13 protein-coding genes, 1 pseudogene and 1 riboswitch are annotated in these 20,333 nt (G+C 57.0%); of the genes and pseudogenes, 2 read left to right on the plus strand and 12 right to left on the minus strand.

Features of this window, described 5'->3' with window-relative positions; genetic code table 11:
• The first annotated feature begins 9 nt into the window (after positions 1-9).
• On the plus strand, positions 10-1,047 hold the full coding sequence (locus FQ179_RS13385) for a thiamine phosphate synthase (protein ID WP_149397826.1): 1,038 nt from the start codon (positions 10-12) through the stop codon (positions 1,045-1,047).
• On the opposite strand, the gene FQ179_RS13390 is transcribed toward FQ179_RS13385, so the two are convergent.
• The 6 genes and pseudogenes from FQ179_RS13390 to coaE form a co-directional block, all read right to left on the minus strand.
• On the minus strand, positions 1,044-2,543 hold the full coding sequence (locus FQ179_RS13390) for an efflux transporter outer membrane subunit (RefSeq protein ID WP_149397827.1): 1,500 nt from the start codon (positions 2,541-2,543) through the stop codon (positions 1,044-1,046). The genes FQ179_RS13385 and FQ179_RS13390 overlap by 4 nt on opposite strands.
• A complete protein-coding gene (locus FQ179_RS13395; RefSeq protein ID WP_149397828.1) occupies positions 2,540-5,653 on the minus strand; it encodes an efflux RND transporter permease subunit in 3,114 nt (1,037 codons plus the stop codon). The genes FQ179_RS13390 and FQ179_RS13395 overlap by 4 nt, the downstream gene beginning before the upstream one ends.
• Positions 5,653-8,757, minus strand: coding sequence for a multidrug efflux RND transporter permease subunit (locus tag FQ179_RS13400; RefSeq protein ID WP_149397829.1), 3,105 nt, complete (start codon positions 8,755-8,757; stop codon positions 5,653-5,655). The genes FQ179_RS13395 and FQ179_RS13400 overlap by 1 nt, the downstream gene beginning before the upstream one ends.
• Positions 8,758-9,015: 258 nt before the next feature.
• Positions 9,016-10,221, minus strand: a pseudogene (locus tag FQ179_RS13405) (MdtA/MuxA family multidrug efflux RND transporter periplasmic adaptor subunit); the annotation flags it as partial.
• A gap of 163 nt (positions 10,222-10,384) precedes the next feature.
• Complete coding sequence (zapD, locus tag FQ179_RS13410) at positions 10,385-11,137, minus strand: cell division protein ZapD (RefSeq protein ID WP_255474989.1); 753 nt, start codon at positions 11,135-11,137, stop codon at positions 10,385-10,387.
• Positions 11,138-11,162: 25 nt separating this feature from the next.
• Positions 11,163-11,783, minus strand: coding sequence for a dephospho-CoA kinase (gene coaE / locus FQ179_RS13415; RefSeq protein WP_149397831.1), 621 nt, complete (start codon positions 11,781-11,783; stop codon positions 11,163-11,165).
• A gap of 155 nt (positions 11,784-11,938) precedes the next feature.
• Here coaE and FQ179_RS13420 point away from each other — a divergent pair, with 155 nt between their 5' ends.
• Positions 11,939-12,616, plus strand: a complete 678-nt coding sequence (locus FQ179_RS13420; RefSeq protein ID WP_149397832.1) for a hypothetical protein — start codon at positions 11,939-11,941, stop codon at positions 12,614-12,616.
• An 83-nt stretch (positions 12,617-12,699) separates the two neighbouring features.
• Here the strand turns inward: FQ179_RS13420 and FQ179_RS13425 are convergent, their stop codons facing one another.
• The 6 genes from FQ179_RS13425 to metH all read right to left on the minus strand — a co-directional run bounded on the left by FQ179_RS13425 (position 12,700) and on the right by metH (position 19,791).
• On the minus strand, positions 12,700-12,963 hold the full coding sequence (locus FQ179_RS13425) for a response regulator transcription factor (RefSeq protein ID WP_149397833.1): 264 nt from the start codon (positions 12,961-12,963) through the stop codon (positions 12,700-12,702).
• Positions 12,964-13,014: 51 nt separating this feature from the next.
• Entirely contained in the window at positions 13,015-13,884 is an 870-nt protein-coding gene (gene panC, locus FQ179_RS13430) for a pantoate--beta-alanine ligase (protein WP_149397834.1), read from the minus strand.
• 36 nt (positions 13,885-13,920) lie between these two features.
• On the minus strand, positions 13,921-14,799 hold the full coding sequence (locus FQ179_RS13435) for a ScpA family protein (RefSeq protein ID WP_149397835.1): 879 nt from the start codon (positions 14,797-14,799) through the stop codon (positions 13,921-13,923).
• 9 nt (positions 14,800-14,808) lie between these two features.
• Positions 14,809-15,000, minus strand: coding sequence for a DUF3460 family protein (locus tag FQ179_RS13440; protein ID WP_149397836.1), 192 nt, complete (start codon positions 14,998-15,000; stop codon positions 14,809-14,811).
• Between the two features lie 159 nt (positions 15,001-15,159).
• Positions 15,160-15,993, minus strand: a complete 834-nt coding sequence (locus FQ179_RS13445) for a helix-turn-helix transcriptional regulator (protein WP_149397837.1) — start codon at positions 15,991-15,993, stop codon at positions 15,160-15,162.
• A gap of 24 nt (positions 15,994-16,017) precedes the next feature.
• Positions 16,018-19,791 (minus strand): methionine synthase, encoded by a 3,774-nt coding sequence (gene metH / locus FQ179_RS13450; protein WP_149397838.1) that lies wholly within the window; start codon positions 19,789-19,791, stop codon positions 16,018-16,020.
• Positions 19,792-20,122: 331 nt separating this feature from the next.
• Positions 20,123-20,272, plus strand: a riboswitch (cobalamin riboswitch).
• The last annotated feature ends 61 nt before the right edge of the window (positions 20,273-20,333 follow it).

Genomic DNA, 20,333 nt, shown 5'->3' on the forward strand with positions numbered 1-20,333 from the left:
GGTTTATCAATGAGCAAACCATTTATTGATGTTGCCGCAGGCCTGATCTTGCGGCCAGACGGTTCACTGTTGCTTGGGCAACGCCCCGAAGGCAAGCCATGGTCGGGCTGGTGGGAACTGCCCGGCGGCAAAATCGAACAGGGCGAGTCGGTGCTGCAGGCGCTGGCACGCGAGCTGAACGAAGAGCTGGGTATTACGGTTACCGAAGCCACACCCTGGGTCACCTATACCCATGAATACCCCAAAAACATTGTGCGCCTGGCTTTTTGCCGCGTTACTGGGTGGGAGGGCGAGCCTCAAGGCCTTGAGGGTCAGTCGCTGGCATGGGTAAACCCAAAGCTGTCCACGCTCAATGTGGGGCCATTACTGCCCGCCACACTGCCCCCGCTGCGATGGATGCGACTGCCAGAACGCTATCTGATCACCGCCATCAACACCTACGACGGGCTGCCAGCCTATCTTGAAACCTTGTCGCAGGTGCTGCAAAACGGCATAGCGCTGGTGCAGTTCCGCGAACCGCGCAGCACCATGACGGCAGAGCAACTGCGCGAGGCTTTTGTGCAGGTATTGCAATGCTGCCGACATTACGGTGCGCGCTGCCTCGTCAACAGCGTACACCCCGAGGCCTGGTGGGCCGAAGCAGACGGCGTGCATTTTAGAGCCGCTGATGCCCTCAGTCGCTACACCGCTGCCGCCACGCCTGCTCGTACAGACAGCCCGGCAGACACCCCACGCCACACCAAAGAAGGGGATGTGGCCGCCGACGTCACCGCTCCCACCCACCGTTTGACAGGTGTTTCTGCTCATACAAAAGAAGAGCTACATGCCGCACTGGCATTGGATGCTGATTTTGTAGTGATCGGTCATGTGCTAGACACCCCCTCACACCCCGGTGAACCTGGCATAGGCTGGGCCCGCTTTGCCCAGTTGGCGCAGGAGGCCGGCTTGCCGGCTTTTGCCATCGGCGGGCAATCACCGGCAACCTTGGCCGAGGCGCAGCAGCATGGCGCCCACGGCATTGCAGGCATCCGCTACCTGGCAGGCTAACCCGGCTGGCTGGGCGTTGCAGCCTCATCAAGCTGCTGCACATCCCAGCCGCCCCCCAGCGCAGCAATTAAGAGTACGCTGGCCGCCAGACGATCTGACTGCAATGAGAGCGCCGATTGTTCGGCATTCAGGGCTGCCGTTTGTACTTGCACCACACTCAGGTAGTCAATCAGGCCAGCGTCATACTGATTTTGTGTCAGGCGCAGCGACTCACGAGCGGCTGCAAGGGCCCGACCCTGCGTAGCCTGTTGCTGAGCCATCACCGCCAGTTGCACCAGATAATCTTCCACCTCTCGCAACGCAGTCAGTACGGTCTGACGATATGATGCCGTTTGGGCGTCATAGGCAGCGCGTGCTTGATCCAGCTGTGCCTGGCGTGCGCCGCCGTCAAAAATCGTCAAGGCCAGCGCCGGCCCGAGCGACCAGAACTGCGCCGGCGCCGTCAGTAACTGGGCCCACTGCGCAGTGCGAAACCCGCCTTGCGCCGACAACGTCAAATCGGGAAACCAGGCAGCCTGCGCCACGCCGATGTTGGCATTGGCCTGCGCCGTGAGCCGTTCTGCAGACGCCACATCTGGCCGCCGCTGCAGCAACTGCGCTGGCACACCCACCGGGACCACGGGCGCTTTCAGCGTGTCATGAGTTTCGGCCAGTGAAAACTGCGACGGCGCAAGCCCTTGCAGCACGGCAATCGCATGCTCATACTGCGCTCGCTGCCAGGTTAGAGCCTGCAGCTGCACACGCGCATTTTCAAGCTGAGTGCGAGACGCCTCAACATCCGCCTGCGCGGCAACGCCTGCTGCCAGGCGGTTCTGTGTGGTGGTAAGCGAACGCTCGTAGACATCAACGGTTTGGCGCAGCAAACGCTGCTGGGCATCAGCAAAACGCAGGTTGAAATAAGTTTGGGCGAGCGTAGACTGCATGCTAAGCCGTACATTGGCAACGTCGGCGGCGCTGGCCTGCACGCCTGCGCGGCTTGCCTCTACCGATCGGCGTACCTCGCCCCACAGGTCTGGTTCCCAACTGACAGTGCCGCCAAATTGATACTGGTTGGAAGGGCCGCCCGTAGCTCTGACCGTCTGGTTGCCTCCACCTGAGCGGGTGCCTGAACCCGACGCACCTATCACCGGGAATAATCCTGACCGGGCCGACTGCAGCAAAGCCTGCGCCTGCCGGTGCTGCGCCTCGGCCTGCGCGATATCGAGATTATCGTCTTGCAGAACTTGCATCAGGTTGGTGAGGACCGGGTCGTTAAACAAAACCCACCAGTCGCTTCGCAAGGTGGCAGCGTCTGGCTGGGCCTGCACCCAGCCTTTGTTAACCTGGCCATCTACATTGGCCTGCGCCGCCTCTTTGTACACAGCCCCCACGTCCAGCGCGGGCCGCTGGTAATCCGGCCCAACAGCACAGGCTGCCAGCACGGCACAGGTAATGGCCACCATGCTCATCCGGGCAGGCAAGGCTAGACGACGGTAGGGTTCAGACTTTATTTTCATTGCTCTTCCTGAATCTGCGCCGCGCTCACTTTGCCGCGCCGACGGTTTACCCAAAGGCGGAATTGGTCCAGATACAAATACACCACCGGCGTGGTGTACAGCGTAAGCATCTGGCTGACAATCAGGCCTCCTACAATGGTGACCCCAAGCGGGCGCCGCATTTCAGAGCCTGCGCCGGTTGCCAGAATAAGCGGTAAAGCCCCCAGAATAGCCGACAGTGTAGTCATCATAATGGGCCTGAATCTGACCAGGCATGCCTGATAAATGGCCTCTCTGGAAGACAGCCGCTCACGCCGCTCCGCAAGCAAGGCATAGTCGACCATCATGATGGCGTTCTTCTTGACGATACCGATAAGCAGAAAAATGCCGATCAGCGCAATCAGCGAAAAATCTTCGCCCACCAACAGTAATGCAAGCAGCGCACCAATGCCTGCCGAGGGCAGCGTAGACAGAATCGTGATCGGGTGCACATAGCTCTCATACAGCATGCCCAACACAATATACATGGTGACCAGCGCCCCCAAAATCAGCCAGGGTTGCCGCGACAATGTGTCTTGCAGCATCTGCGCCTCGCCCAGAAAGCCCGCCTGAATCTGATCGGAAGGCAAGCCGGTGCGCGCTACAGCCTGATCGATGGCCTGCGTTGCCTGGTCCAGCGACACGCCGGGTGCCAGGCTGAAAGAAATACTTTCTGATGCCAGCAAGCCCTGATGCCTTACGCTGAGCGGCGCACTGCCCACCTCAAAGCGCGTAAAGGCCGATAAGGGCACACGATTGCCCTGCGCGGTCAACACTTCAACCTGCTTGAGCGATTCAGCATCCTGTGCATAGGGCGTATCCACCCCCATAATCACATGGTACTGATTCAGCGGCCCGTAAATCACCGAAACCTGGCGCATGCTAAATGAGTTGTTCAGTGTGGACGCAATCAGCGACATATCAACACCCAGTCGCGTCGCGGCGTCGCGATCAATAACCAGTTCAACCCGCCTGCCTTTGTCTTCAATGTCAGAGTCGACATCAACCAGCTCAGGCAGGCCCGCCATGGCACGCTGTACCTGCGGCAACCAGGTTTTCAGTACAGACAGGTCGCTGCCCATTAGCGTGTAGCTGTATGACCCGCTGCCCCCTTGAGGGCCGCCCACAAAAATATCTTGCTGAGGAATCAGGGTGAGCCGCGCCCCCGGCACACCGCTAAATTTCGGTCGCAATCGGTTGACCACGTCTGCCGCGCTAAGCTTGCGCTCGGACAGGGGCTTGAGCTGAATCATCAGAAACGACGAGTTGCTTCCCCCGCGCCCACTCGCAAAGCCCGCTACCGTTTCAATGGCGGGATCCTGCAACAGGATGTCGCGAAAGTGATCAAGACGGGGGCGCATGGCCCTGAAAGAAGTACCCTGATCAACCCGAAAAAAACCTAGCAGCTGCCCCGTATCTTGTTGCGGCAAAAAGCCTTTGGGCACCACCGCGTACAGGTAAAGGTTAAGCCCCACGGTTGCGGCGAGCAAAAGCATCATGATCCGACCATGCCCCAGCGCCCATCCAAGCGATCGCCGGTATCCACGCCATGCCATCGAACCCAGCATGTTGAAAAACCGTGTCAGCAAGCCCGCTCGGGCGGGTTCTGTATCACTGCGTCGCAACAGCTGTGCACACATCATTGGCGTAACCGTTACTGAAATCACCAGGGAAATCAAAACAGCCACCGAAAGCGTGACGGCAAACTCTTTGAACAGGCGGCCAATCAAGCCACCCATGAACAACATGGGAATAAACACCGCCACCAGCGACAAACTCATCGCCAGTACCGTAAAACCCACTTCTCTAAGGCCTCGCAGTGAGGCGCGCAGTGGTGTTGCCCCACGCTCCATGTGGCGCATAATGTTCTCGAGCACCACGATGGCATCGTCGACGACAAACCCGGTGGCCACGATCAACGCCATCAGCGACACGGTGTTGAGCGTGAACCCCGCCCAAAGCATGAACGCGAAGGTGGTAATTAGCGAAGCCGGTACCGCAATGGCCGGCACCAGCGCCGCGCGTATATTACGCAAGAACAAGAGCACCACCAGCACCACCAGTACGACAGCAATCAGCAGCGTAATCTCTGCCTCATGCAACGAAGCGCGTATGCTGGGCGATCGATCCTGGGCCACGGTCAGCGTAACGTGTGCAGGCAACATGGCTTCGAAAGCCGGGAGCTGTTCACGTATGGCATCAACGGTTTCAATGATGTTGGCAGACGCCTGTCTGCGAACCAGCAACAGCACGCCGGGACGGCCATTGAAAAACCCTACGCTAAACTCATTTTCAACGGCATCCTCGACACGGGCAACATCTTCAACCCGGATGGGTGCACCGTCACGCCAGGCAACAATCAATGGTTTGTACTGTTCAGCACGGGTCAGTTGCCCGCCCGAATTCAACTGCCAGTTGTACTCATCGTTTTCAACCACCCCATTGGGGCGCATGCTGTTTGCCTGCGACAGCGTGGTTCGCACTTCATCCAGCGCAACGCCTGCAGCCGTGAGCGCCTTTGGGTTCAGGCTGACGCGAACGGCCGGCAATGAGCTGCCCCCGACCTCAACCTCGCCAACGCCCACAACCTGCGACAACTTCTGCGCAAGCACGGTGTCAGCAACGTCATACAACTGCCCCTGAGTCGCCGTGGCCGATGTCAGTGCCAGCACCATGACGGGTGCTGATGACGGGTTAACTTTGTGATACGTAGGATTGTTGCGCAGCCCCGAAGGCAGTAGCGTGCGCGCCGCGTTAATGGCGGCCTGAACATCGCGGGCCGCCGCATTGATGTTGCGGTCAAGGTCAAACATGAGCTGAATGCGCGTCGACCCTTCAGAGCTGCGGGAACTCATCTCACTAATGCCTGCGATTGAGCCCAGTGATTGCTCCAGTGGCGTTGCCACACTGGACGCCATGGTTTCCGGGCTGGCCCCGGACATACTGGCTGATACCGAAATCATCGGAAAATCAATCTGCGGCAAAGGCGACACCGGTAATACCAACAGCGCCAGCACGCCGGCGAGCACCATTGCCGCGCAAAGCAAAGTGGTGGCTACCGGGCGCATGACGAACACGGCGAGCATACGCATTACACCACCCCGTCTTCGGCTGGGCGTACCCCCTGCCGGGCTTTGACGCGGCTGGACATGCGTTCGAACATCAGATAAATAACCGGTGTGGTGAACAGTGTCAGCAACTGGCTACAGAGCAGCCCGCCTACCATAACCAGCCCAAGAGGATGACGCAATTCAGCGCCCGAGCCCGTCGCCAGCATGAGCGGGATGGCGCTGAAAAAAGCCGCCAGCGTTGTCATCAATATGGGCCGAAATCGCAGTAATGCCGCTTCATGAATTGCTTCAGTCGGGCTCAGCCCGCGCCGGCGCTCGGCATCCAGCGCAAAATCAATCATCATGATGGCGTTTTTCTTGACAATGCCGATCAGCAAAATAATGCCGATAATGCCTATCATGTCGAGTTCACCACCCGATATCAGCAACGCCAGAAGGGCACCAATGGCCGCCGAAGGCAGGGTCGAGAGAATCGTTATGGGGTGAATGTAACTTTCATACAGCACCCCCAGCACAATGTACATAGTGGCTACTGCAGCCAGCAGAAGCCAGAGCGTGCTGGTTAGCGACATCTGGAAAGCGCGCGCTGCCCCCTGGAAGCGCAGGTCAAGCGAGGCTGGCATGCCAAGCTCTGCCTGAGCCGCCCTGACCGCATCGACAGCACCCGACAGTGCCGCTCCCGGTGCTAGATTGAATGAAACGGTCGTAGCCGGAAACTGCCCCAAACGCTCTATGGCCAGTTCTGTGCTGTGCTCTTCGATGCGTGCCAGACTGCTGACCGGCACAGGTGTGCCCGACGACGTCTTCACATACACCTGGTCCAGCGCGTTCGGGTCGGCGCGAAACGACGGTGCCACTTCCAGTACCACGCGGTATTGTGCCGATTGCGTAAATATGGTCGATATCAGCCGCTGACCAAATGCGTCATACAACGCATCATCAATCATGCCCATGGTCACGCCCAGACGCGCTGCCGCATCGCGGTCTATAACCAGCATGGTTTGCAGCCCATTGTTCTGCAAACTGTCCACCACATCCTCAAGCTCAGGCAACTCGCGCAAGGCCTGTACCAACTTGGGTGTCCATTCTGCAAGCACTGCGCTGTCAGGGTCAGACAGCGTCATCTGGTATTGCGTGCGGCTGATCTGATCATCGATCGTCAGGTCCTGAACGGGCTGCATGTAAACACGGATGTCTGTCAGGCTGGCCAGCCGCTCATCCAGACGCCTGATCACCTCTGTTGCAGTGCTGCTGCGGCTGCTTATGGGCTTAAGGGCAATCTGCATGCTGCCCGTGTTAAGCGTGGCATTGTTGCCATCTATCCCGGTAAATGACGTGACGGTCTGCACATCAGGATCTTCCATGATCACGCTAGCGGCCTGCAATTGTCGGTCTGCCATGGAAGAGAACGAGACGGTCTGCGGCCCCTGACTGATCGCCTGAATAATCCCGGTGTCTTGTGGCGGAAAAAAACCCTTGGGTACGGCCACATACAAAAGCCCTGTGAGCACCAGCGTACCCAGTGCCACCAACAGCGTCAGACGCTGATGCGCGAGTACCCAGATAAGCCAGCGGTCATAGCCCTTGATCAGGTTGTCCATCCACAGCCCCGCCTTGATCTGAAAACGGGAATGCTTGATCTGAGATTCGGGCTTGAGCAAACGGGCGCACATCATGGGCGTTAGCGTCAGAGAAATGACCAGTGAAAGCAAAATGGCCACCGCCAGCGTAATCGCGAACTCACGAAACAGACGTCCAATTACATCGCTCATGAACAGCAGGGGTATTAGCACCGCAATCAGCGACAGCGTCAGGGAGAGCAGCGTAAAGCCAATTTGGCGCGACCCTTTGAGGGCAGCATTCAGTGGCGTGTCGCCTCGCTCGATATAGCGGGCAATGTTTTCGATCATGACAATGGCATCGTCGACCACAAAACCCGTTGCAATGGTAAGAGCCATCAGCGTCAGATTGTTAACGCTAAAGCCTGCCAGATACATAATGCCAAAGGTGCCAACCAGGGAAAGCGGCACCACCACACTGGGGATTAGCGTAGCCGTCCATGTGCGCAAAAACACAAACGTCACCAGTACCACAAGGGCAATGGCGAGCAGCATCTCGATCTGCACGTGATTAATCGCGTCGCGTATCGTCTGCGTACGATCCGTCGCCACACTTACATCCACCCCCACCGGCAACGCCTCTTGCAGGCTGGGCAGCAACGCCTTTACACGATCGACCACCTCAATAACGTTGGCCCCCGGCTGACGCTGAATATTCAGCAGTATGGCCGGCGTATTTCCCACCCATGCCGCCTGTCGAAGGTTTTCGGCATCGTCCCGCACGGTGGCGATGTCGCGCAGACGCAGTGGCGCACCATCCTGATACGCAACAATCAGCTTTTCGTAGTCTTCACGGGAGCGTAGCTGGTCATTGACATTAATGGTGGTAGACCGTTGTGGCCCGTCGAGATTGCCTTTGGGCTGATTGACGTTCGCGCTCACAATCGCAGTGCGCAGGTCAGACAGGGTCAGCCCGTGCGACGCCAGCGCCTGCGGGTTGGCCTGAATACGAACGGCGGGCCGCTGCCCACCTGCAATACTGACCAGCCCGACACCATTGATTTGCGACAGCTTCTGCGCGACCCGCACATCGATCAAGTCTCTGACCTGGTGCAATGGCAGTGTCGGGGAGGTAACAGCCAGGCTGATGACCGCCGTGTCAGCAGGGTTAACCTTGTTATAAATGGGTGGCGTGGGCAGATCGCTGGGAATCAAGCTGGATGCGGCATTAATGGCCGCCTGCACCTCTTGCTCAGCAACATCGAGCGGCAGTTCAAGATCGAACTGCAGCGTAATCAGCGACGCACCACCTGAACTGGTGGACGTCATCTGGGTAAGCCCCGGCATCTGGCCAAACTCCCGCTCCAGCGGCGAGGTAACCAGCGCAGTCATTACCTCAGGACTGGCGCCGGGGTACAGCGTAGTAACCTGTATCGTCGGGTAATCAACCTGAGGCAATGCCGATACCGGCAACATGCGGTAGGCAATAAGCCCTGATATCAACAACGCCACCATCGCCAGCGTCGTGGCAACAGGGCGAAGAATAAACAGGCGGGATAAGTTCACGGCAGCGCCCTATTGGCCACTGCGGTTTTTCGTATCCGCCTGATTTTTCGTGCCGGGCTGACCTTGTGCACCTGACTGGCTTTCCGTACCCGATTGGCTGGAAGGCCCTGGCTGAGTTGTCGCGCCAACGCGGCTTGCCGTGTCGGGCTGACTCTTTGCACCCGGCTGGCTTTCAGTACCCGACTGACTGGCAGGCCCCGGCTGAGTTTTCGCGCCCACCTGGCTTGTCGTGCCAGGCTGACTCTTTGCACCGTCAGGCCCTGTAGCGGGCAGAGAGGTGGCCGGCGCATTGGTACCTGGCTTAACGACCTCCACCTTTGCGCCTTCGCGCAGGCGGTCAACCCCTTCTACCACGACGCGCTGCCCTTGAGTAAGCCCTGACACAATACCTATCTGGCCATCATCGACGCGCCCCGTCTTGACGGTTTGCACATGCACCTTGTCTTCGTCGTCAACACGATACACAAACGCACCGATGGTGCCCTGCTGCACGGCGATAACCGGCACCTGCAGCGACTCGGTGGTGTCGACCCGCAAACGCACATTGACAAACTGATTGGGAAAAAGCTGCTCATCGTCGTTGTCAAACCGCGCCTTGAGCTTGACTGTGCCTGTTGTCACGTCAATCTGGTTATCAACCGCGACGAGTGTTCCACTGGCAAGACGATTAACATCATCGCGATCATAGGCATCGACCACCAGCGTCTTCCCCGCTCGCAGTTTCTGCATAACGTCTGGCAATTGCACCTGCGGCAGCGAAAACATCACGGCAATGGGCTGGGTCTGGGTAATGACCACCAGTCCTTCTGTATTGGAGGCGTTAATGATGTTACCCGCGTCCACATTACGCAGGCCGGCACGCCCCGAAATAGGCGCAATAATCTTGGTATAGCTCAGCTGGAGCTTGGCGCTGTCGACAGCAGCCTGATCGCTTTTTACGGCACCCTGCAGCTGGCCAACCTGTGCCTGCTGGGTATCAACCTGCTGGCGGGCGATAGAGTTTTGCTTAAACAGTTGCTGATAGCGCTGCAGATCACGCTGCGCATTGCGAAACAGCGCCGCATTCTGAGCCTGCTGGCCCAGGGCCTGATCAAGCTGCACCTGATAGTCACGAGGATCAATCTCGGCCAGCACGTCGCCCTGTTTGACGGCTGCCCCCTCTTCAAAGGCGATGTGGATTAGCTCGCCATCGACCTGGCTACGCACGGTCACCGTGTTAAAGGCGGTTACCGTGCCTATGGCCTTCATGACGTAATGCAGTGGCCCCGACTCAGCCGTGGCTACCTTGACCGGCACCGCCATGCCCGCCGTCATCCCGCGGCCAAACCGGCCACCAGACTTAACGGGCGCATCCGGCTGCCGTGTGGCCAGCCAGTAGCCGCCTCCGATCAGCAGCAGGGCAAGCACCAGTGACAGTGCGGTACGCCAGCGCGGACGATGAGCCTCGGCACTAGGTGCAGACATACAGGGTTCTCCGGATTCGAACGAAACAGGCGCTATTTTCGCCCATCGCGCGAGTGCGGGGCATTCAAAAATTGAAAATGAAATGGAATGCAACAACTATCGAGACCACCCGACCAGCAGAATCGGAGGTTAATGTTCGATATTTTGCTGCCTTTTCAGAAAGTTATACGTTGCAACGCGCCAGTTTAAACGACACATCGCTCGTGACCGACTGGGGCTTTAGATCTGCATCTTGTGCCGAAAAACGTACCCAGATCACGTACTTGTTGGCGCTCATTTCAGGGAATATATGATGCGTTCCGTCTATCCACACCCGCAATAGCTGAAACAGTTTACCGCCCAGCATCTCCTGGTAGGCCCCGCTGCGGGCCACGACGTCAACGACGTCGCCCGAGTCGCGCAAAACACGCAATATAAGCGCCAGACCCTTGTACAGGGGTAAAAAAGGCGTGATCCAGTTTTTGAGATACCGCGCCCTTACTTCGGGCGGATTGATTTGCCAGGAGTGATACGAGGGCATGTCGATCTGCGATGACCCACCCGGCACGGCAAGCCTGCCCCGCAGACTGGCCAGCCATTCATTGTCGCGCAGCTCTTGGCCTATGCGCCCCTGTGCGCCCAGCTCAGCGGCCGCACCCTGTATTTCAGCCAGCATAGCATCCAGCGCACGGGCATCAACCCCCGGATGCTGACGCAGGGCATTGAGTGTCGTGCGTTGACGCTCGAGATCTTGCAGAACTGCACCTCGCAGATCGGTACGATCACAGATATCGAGCAAATCAAACAGCGTGGCGATAGACACCTGATGATGATGTACGTCTGATCCCTTGGCGAAGAAAAAAAGCCGCTCGAAAAGATGCTCTACCCTCAACAGGGACCTTACGCGCTCATTGCATGGATATTCATAAAGAATCACGCGGCCAAAAACCTTTTTTGAATGACTAGGAAGGACTGCAACCTTGGCGCGCCTGCACACACCAGCCATCATGCAACACCCGGGTGCGACGCACCAGCTCGTCAGCCCCCGTAGTGCCATCGTTGATGATGACATCGTCGGCTGCCGCGAGGCGGGTTTCCCGCGGGACCTGCGCGTTAATGATACGCGTAATAGCTTCGCGCGTCAGCCCACTGCGGGCCTGTACACGTTTGAACTGCGTTTCGATATCACAGTCAACCACACAGATGCGGTCGACTCGATCGCGCCAGTGACCGGACTCAACCAGCAATGGCACAACATAAACAAGATAACACCCCCGCGCCAAACTGGCCCGCTGTTTGGTAACGGCACCTATCATTGGATGTAAAAGTGCTTCGAGTTGCTGTCGTGCCTCGGGGCTTTCAAACACCAGATCGCGCATGGCCTGCCGATCGAGCGCGCCGGTAGCCGCAATGACGTCAGGCCCAAATAGCTGGCTTATGGGTTCAATGGCAGCGCCACCAGGCGCCGTGAGGTCGTGGGCAATGACATCAGTGTCGATGATGGCAGCCCCCCATTCGGCCAACAAGTCAGCCACCCGGCTTTTGCCAGACCCTATTCCACCGGTCAATCCAATTTTGTACATGCAAGGTTACCCGTGTGCCCAAAACACTGAATGTAACTCAGACCACGGTCCTGTGACACTGGCCATCGCTTGCCAGCGAGCAGGCGGCGTAGCCCGACCTACGCTGGCTGGCTGTAGAATGCCTGTATTGTCCATTACTGCTACCGGAATTAACCATGTCCAGCACGTTTTCGCTTCGATCTCTTCTCAGCCGCAAAGTCCTGGTTCTGCCGCTGATGGCCATGGCATTGGCCGGCTGCGCGCAACTTAGCGCCCCTGGCTATTACGACACGCCTCGGGACAGCACCCAATCAGACGCACGCATTCAGGCACAAGGCCGCAGTAAGGGTGAGCCGCCCTCACAGTTGCGATTTGGTTTTGGAGCAGATGCCAAGTCACCCGACGAGGCAGCACAAATGCAACGCGAAGCCCAGATCGCATCGGCTCGGGTTCCGGCCCGCCCTCTTGCCGAAGCAAAAACCTATCTGGGCACGGTGCCCTGCCTAAACGAAAAAAACATGGCCTGCCCGGCTTCGCGCATTACCCTCACGCTTGCTCCGACGGGCGAATGGCGCGCTCGCAGCATTTCGGTCACCGATGCGTCGGCTGGGGGTACGCGTTTGGAACAGGGGTGCTGGGAAGTGATCGGGTCGCGTCCACTGCGCATCATGCTGCGCATCAACAAAGAGGGTAGTAAGGCCGACCTAAGCTTTGTCAATGACAACGTCTTGCGCATAAACAGCCTTGATGGCGCCCAACCAACGCTTGATTACCACCTTACCCGCCAGGCCGATGTTGACCCCATCAAAGAGCTGGCCGACCGCCCTGCGCTTTCTTGCGGTCAAATAAACTGACACCGGCGGCATAAAAAAACGCCCTGATGGGCGCATACGCTGCCCAGGCAGCGTATGCGCCCGGGCCGGTTAACCACGTTACTTTAACCCGGCACAGTACTGTCGCCGGAATCAGCCTCAGACGGCTGGCCGTACCTCATAACGCACTGCGACAGTTCTACGGCGTTGCGCACGTGAAGTTTATGGAAAATACGGGCCCTGTGCGCTTCAACGGTACGTCTAGACACGCCCAGTTCTGCCGCGATCACTTTGTTGGCCTTGCCATTGGCAACATAAGCCATAACATCGCGCTCGCGCGCCGTCAGCACGGAAAAAGGTGAATGGTCCTGATTTCTTGACTGCTTCATGACGCCTCCTGTTCACAGACGTTAAAGGAGACGTCATATTGTCACAGCTTATTACATCTGTCTTGTGTCAGGAGTGACAGTTATCTCCAGATTATCAATGAGCCGCGTATTGCCCAGTTTGGCTGCCGCCAGCACAACCAGGGGCTCGCCGTCGCGAATCTGGGCTGGATCAGGAATACCCAGATCACTCTGGCGACGCAGCGAAATGTAATCGACCTTCCAGCCTCTGGTCGCAAGATGCTGTACTGCCTCACCTTCTATATCGGCAAAATCAGTAACGCCTGAATTGACGCGCTGCTGCACTTTTTGCAGCGCTGCATAAAGCTGCGGTGCCTCAGCTCTTTCGGCCGGTGCAAGAAACCGATTGCGCGATGAGAGCGCCAGACCGTCGGCATCGCGCACGGTCTCATGGGCATAAATGGTAACCGGCAACTGAAACTGCCTGCACATATTGCGCACAATCATGAGCTGCTGATAATCTTTCTTGCCGAATACCGCCACGCTAGGCTGCACACACGCAAACAGTTTCATGACAACCGTCGTAACGCCCACAAAAAAATCAGGCCTGAACTCGCCTTCCAGAATGCTGCCCAGATCTGAAGGAGGAAGTATTTTGTAGCTTTGCGGCTCCGGGTACATTTCGCGCTCATTGGGTGCGAAGAGCACGTATACATCGCGTTCACGCTCCAGCTTTTCTATGTCTAGCGCGAGCGTACGTGGATACTGATCAAAGTCTTCGCTGGGGCCAAACTGCAGGCGATTCACAAAAATACTTGCCACGACGGGGTCACCGTGTTTTCGTGCCAGCTTCATCAGCGATAGGTGCGCCTCATGCAAATTGCCCATGGTAGGAACAAACGCCACGCGTAATTGCCCGCTTAGCTGGGCACGCAACTCTTCGATGGTGTGAACGACTTTCAAGAAGCTCTCCGTTCAGGATAGATAGGGTGGTACCGCTCAGGCGGCGGCGCGCAAATAAGAAAGGCGCACATAAATGGGGGCGTAGGGCTCGGCCTGCGTAATTTCGAGCAATGATTCACGTGCCAGCTCAAGCATGGCCAGAAAATGCACGACGACAATAGCCGGCCCATCACCCTCGTGTATACGATCGAGAAAGAGATCGGTAAATTCCATGAACCGCACATCATTAAGCTGGCGCAATATCTGGCTCATGTGATCGCGTACCGACAACTGCTCACGAGTGATGCGATGATTGGCGTTTAGACGTGCACGACGCATAATATCTTGCCAGGCCGCACGCAAATCGTCAGCATTAACCTCTGGCAGTGTTTGCTCAAACGTTACATTGGCCAATGCATGGGTGCGGTGAAAGTCACGGCCCAATTGCGGTAACGCGTCAAGTTTTTGGGCGGCAAGCTTCATTTGTTCGTATTCAAGCAAGCGCCTTACCAGCTCGGCGCGCGGATCATCTACTTCTTCGTCAGTATCTGATTTTTTGACCGGCAGCAACATGCGCGACTTAATCTCGATAAGCATGGCAGCCATCAATAGATATTCGCCTGCCAATTCCAGATTGTGCTTACGTATTTGCTGAACATACGAGAGGTACTGTTTTGTGACCTCGGCCATGGGTATGTCAAGCACATTGAAATTTTGCTTGCGTATCAGGTACAGCAGCAGATCCAGCGGGCCTTCGAAGGTTTCAAGAAACACTTCGAGCGCATCAGGCGGAATATACAGGTCTTGCGGCAAGGCGAACAAAGGCTCGCCATACAGACGTGCAAGCGCCACGCTGTCGAGGACGTCAGGCGTACTGTCAAACTTGGGCTCGACCAATGCGTTCAACTCAGCGGCCGCGTCCTTGGGCAAAGACATGCGTAATGATCAATCGATCGGGTAGTACACATAGGGGGGCTGTGGCACCTTGCCGGCCTTGTAGCCTTCTTGTTGCTCGGCGTCTACGTGTTTGTCCCAGAGGCGACCACGACCTTCGCGTTGACGCATTTCAGTATCGGAATGGTCGGTTTTGTACTTTTTGAGAAACTGGGTAATCTCGGATTCGTAATTTTTTGCCATAATGTTTACTTGTAAACGCGATTGAGCCAATAAGGTTGAGTGTACTTCACCCAACGCTCCCGCACCGAACGGCCGCAACCTGGCAGCCAAAAACCGTGATTACCGGTATTTTACTGTGTACAGATGGCTGTGCGCACTCAGGCAGGCGCCGGCACAGGCTTACGTTATACCGGCGTCAGCATCCAGCAACATAACCAGCTTGCAGTCTGGCCGCGTCGCCAGGCGAAACGTAATCTGCTGATAACGCAGCGTGCCATCGGTGGGGTGGCTGAACTCACGCAAACCGCCGGCACGGTCAACCACCGTATGACGCGTCCACCAGTGGGCAAACACACTGCTTGCCTGCCTTAGCTCATCGCGAATACCCTGCACATCGCGCTCTTCGGCATAGGCGCCTGAATCAGCCCGAAACTCTGCCACGATACGACTGGCCCGCTCTTCCCAATTTATGACCAGCTTGCGGGCGGCTGGGTCCAGAAACACATAACGCAACAGGTTAGGCGTTTCATCGCGCGCTGGCCACCCGTCAAAAAGATGCAGCAACGGCTTGTTTTGGGCCAGCACATTCCAACAGCGATCCAGAATATAGGCCGGGGCCGTAATGGCATGCACGCAGTCTGCCAGGCGAGGCGGCAATGGCGTGACAAGGTTGCCTCCATGATCAGGGTCGGCACACTCTGCCAGTTCAAAAAGATAGTGGCGTTCCGCCCGCGACAGACGCAGCGTTGAAGCCAGTCGCGCCCAGACACCTGCAGACACAGAGACGTCTCTGCCCTGCTCAATCCAGGTAAGCCAGGTAACACTTATATCGCACAACTGCGCCACTTCTTCGCGCCGCAGGCCAGGCGTACGTCGTCTTGCGCCAGGCGGCAGGCCGACCTCTTCAGGCTGAACTCGCCCCCGCACCCGCCGCAGGAAGTCGCCCAGCGCCTTGCGCCTCAGTGACCCGGTGTGCTCGGCAGAATCTGACAAAACGGATGGGGGTTTCTGCATGATTGACCCTGGGTTCTCACAGGCCTACCCGAGCACGCTGGCCAGTGTGCGGCGCACGTCTTCTTCGTCGCGGCCGCTACGCTGTACGTAGTCAGCCAGCTGGTCTGCCCCGATCTGCCCCACATTAAAGTACTTGGAGTCAGGGTGGCTGAGGTAAAACCCGCTGACACTGGATGCCGGGTACATGGCAAAGCTATCGGTCAGTTGCATGCCGATTTCTTCGGCATCGAGCACCCTGAACATATCCTTTTTTACCACGTGTTCCGGGCATGCGGGGTAACCAGGCGCCGGCCGTATGCCTTGGTACTTTTCGGCGACAATCTCTTCGTTGGTTAACGACTCATCTGGCACATACCCCCACAGATCGCGCCGCACACGCGCGTGCAGGGTTTCAGCAAAACCTTCGGCCAGCCTGTCGCCGATGGACTTGAGCATAATGCTGGAGTAATCATCCATATCATCAAGAAAAGCCTTGTCGTACTTCTCGATGCCTATGCCTCCGGTCACTGCAAACATGCCAATGTAATCGGCCACGCCGCTGTCCTTGGGTGCAATAAAGTCAGCCAGACACTTGTTGTCAACGCCTTCGCGTTTACCCGTTTGCTGGCGTACGTTGCGCCATGTAAACAGCACGTCACTACGAGACTCGTCACTGTAAACCTCGATGTCTTCGTCATTGACGGTGTTGGCCGGGTAAAAGGCCACGACACCACTGGCGGTGAGCCAGCGCCCTTCAATAACCTTCTTGAGCATGGCCTTGCCTTCGGCAAACAGCTTGCGAGCCTCTTCGCCCACCACTTTGTCGTCCAGAATGGCCGGATACTGCCCGAACAGGCTCCAGGTCTGGAAAAACGGTGTCCAGTCCAGGAAATGCTCGATTTCGCGCAGGTCGTAGTTTTGAAATGTACGTCGGCCCAGAAACTTGGGGCGCGGAGGCGTATAAGACGACCAGTCAATGACCGGACGCGCCGCCCGAGCCTCGGCCAGCGGAAGTATAGGCGTTGACTTGCGATTGGCATGGCGCTTGCGCACCAGCTCATATTCTTGCGCCACGCTGGCTACATATTCGTCGACCTGATCCGACATCAGGTTGGTGGCCACACCCACCGAACGGCTGGCATCGGGTACGTAGATAACCGGGCCATCATAGTTGGGCGCAATTTTGACGGCGGTATGAACCCGACTGGTCGTGGCCCCTCCTACCAGCAACGGTATGTTGCGCTCCTTAAAATAAGGATCGCGCTGCATCTCTGACGCCACATACGCCATTTCTTCGAGGCTGGGGGTAATCAGGCCAGACAACCCCACCATATTGCAGTTTTCTTCCTTGGCCTTGGCCAAAATTTCGGCGCAAGGCACCATGACGCCCATGTTGACGACTTCATAGTTGTTGCACTCGAGCACCACGGACACAATATTTTTGCCAATATCGTGAACGTCACCCTTGACCGTGGCTATAACGATTTTGCCTTTGGAGCGCACATCGCCCCCCGCGGCTTCAATCTGTCTTTTTTCTTCTTCGATAAAGGGAATCAGGTGCGCCACGGCAAGCTTCATAACCCGGGCTGACTTAACCACTTGCGGCAAGAACATTTTGCCGGCGCCAAACAGGTCACCCACAATATTCATGCCGTCCATCAACGGGCCTTCAATCACCTGTATGGGTCGACCGCCGGCATCGGCGATCTTCTGACGCACCTCTTCAGTGTCTTCGACAATAAAATTGGTAATGCCTAGCACCAGCGCATGCGAGAGCCGCTTTTCAACCGATTGCTCGCGCCAGGTCAGGTCTTCTTCTTTTTTGGCACCAGACCCCTTGACGCTTTCTGCAAGCTCGACCAGGCGCTCGGTGGAGGTAAGTTCATCGGACGGGTCGGTTTTACCCAACGGCTCAGGGCGGTCGAGCACAACGTCTTCAACCATGTCGAGCAGTTTTTTATCGATATCCTGATACACCCCCAGCTGACCGGCATTAACAATGCCCATGGTCAGGCCTTTCTGGATGGCGTAATACAGAAAAACGGTATGGATGGCTTCGCGCATGGCCTCGTTGCCGCGAAATGAGAAGCTGACGTTGGAAATACCACCCGATACACGCGCATGCGGAAGGTTTTCGGTGATCCAGCCCGTGGCCTCGATAAAGTCGACGGCATAGTGGTTGTGCTCGTCGATACCTGTCGCGATGGCGAAAACGTTAGGATCAAAAATAATGTCTTCAGGCGGAAAGTTAACCTCATCCACCAGCAGGCGGTAAGCCCGCTCGCAAATAAGTTTGCGCTTTTCAAGATTGTCGGCCTGACCTTGTTCGTCAAAGGCCATCACTACGACGGCTGCGCCATACTTGCGGCAAAGACGGGCATGCTCAAGAAACAGCGCTTCGCCCTCCTTCATTGAGATTGAGTTGACCACCGCCTTGCCCTGAACCGTGCGCAAGCCCTGCTCGATCACCTCCCATTTGGAGCTGTCGATCATGATGGGCACACGAGAGATGTCAGGCTCGGAAGCGATCATGTTCAGAAAACGGCGCATGCACTTGGCCGAGTCGAGCATGCCCTCGTCCATGTTCACGTCAATAATCTGAGCCCCGTTTTCTACTTGCTCACGCGCCACAGACAGCGCTTCTTCATAGAGATCTTCACGGATCAGGCGCAAAAATTTCTTGCTGCCGGTCACATTGGTACGCTCGCCCACGTTGATGAACAGACTGTCTGCGTCAATGTTCAGCGGCTCCAGCCCGGACAGCCTGGTTTTGATGGGCACTTCAGGCACAACCCGCACCGGAAGCGATGCCACCTTGTCGAAGATGGCTTTAATGTGCTCGGGCGTTGTGCCACAGCACCCGCCCGCCATATTGACCAAGCCCGAATGCGCAAATTCTTCAAGCAATGACGAGGTATCTTCAGGGGTTTCGTCAAAACCGGTTTCTGCCATGGGGTTGGGCAAGCCGGCGTTGGGGTAGACACAAATGTAGGTGTCGCAGATTTTGGAAAGCTCAGCCACATAAGGCCGCATCAGTGCAGCACCCAGTGCGCAGTTCAGGCCTATAGTAATGGGGCGAGCATGGCGCATGGAGTTCCAGAAGGCCTCCACGGTCTGCCCCGAAAGAATACGGCCTGACGCGTCGGTAACCGTGCCTGAAATCATGACGGGCAAACGCACACCGCGCGTTTCGAACACCGTTTCAACCGCAAAAATGGCCGCCTTGGCATTAAGCGTATCGAAAATGGTTTCGATCAGTACGACATCAATACCCCCATCGAGCAGACCATTTAATTGATCGGTATAGGCATCGCGCAGTTGTTCAAAGGTGACATTGCGTGCGCCCGGGTCATTGACGTCAGGTGAAATAGAGGCCGTCTTGGGCTGAGGGCCCAAGGCGCCGACCACGAAACGCGGGCGTTCAGGAGTGCTGAAACTATCACAGGCTTCGCGTGCCAGCCGCGCCGACTGTATATTGAGCTCGTACGCCAGTTCTGGCAGGCCATAATCACCCTGGGCAATGGCGGTGGCGCCAAAGGTATTTGTGGTGATGGCGTCTGCGCCGGCCTCGAGATACTGGCGGTGGATGTCACTGATGATATCTGGCCGCACCAGCGACAGCAGTTCGTTGTTACCTTTGACGTCTTTGCTGTGCTCTGCAAAACGGCTACCACGAAATTCGGCCTCGCTCAGTTTGCACTGCTGAATCATGGTGCCCATGGCGCCGTCCAGAATCAGAATTCGCTCGCCCAAAAGGCGTGCAAAGTCGCGACCGTGGGTGTAGGCGGAGAGGGGATATGGCAAAGAAGGATAGGACACGGGATACCTGCTGAATGGACTAGGCTTTGGGGTGAAGCCTTCTATTGTATCGCCGCCCGCTCAATTCTTTAGTGTTCAAGAGTCTGGACTGCCTGCTGATCCGGCCAGCGGGCCGATCTGAATCTATTCTATGTGGCCGTTGCAGGCGGCCAGACCAATATGCTGGCCGGGTGCACATGGCTAACCCAGAGAGCCAGAAAGCGCATGTCTGTCGGCATTCAAACCCCGTGACGGCATGCCGCGACACCGCCCCGGCCAAGCGGGGAAAGCTCTTTGCCACGCAAGGCCCCGTGTTAATATTTCGTCACGAAAGAGGTGCTTGTCGCAGCCGCTCCCACGCCACACAGTTGGCCTGGAACGCTCTTCGCAAGGTAAACGGGAAACAGCGACGCTTAATTTATAACGCCAAACTGTGCTGCCCCCGCAACGGTAAGCATGCTTGCATGCCAGCCCGACACCGGCCTCGATCACCCCTTGGGTTCGTTTCACGCCATTTCCTTCTTGTAGCGGTCACTGCCACCGCCGCTGGCGCGTCACGATTT

The sequence above is a fragment of the Pusillimonas sp. ANT_WB101 genome (assembly GCF_008369125.1).
Lineage (GTDB): Bacteria > Pseudomonadota > Gammaproteobacteria > Burkholderiales > Burkholderiaceae_B > Allopusillimonas.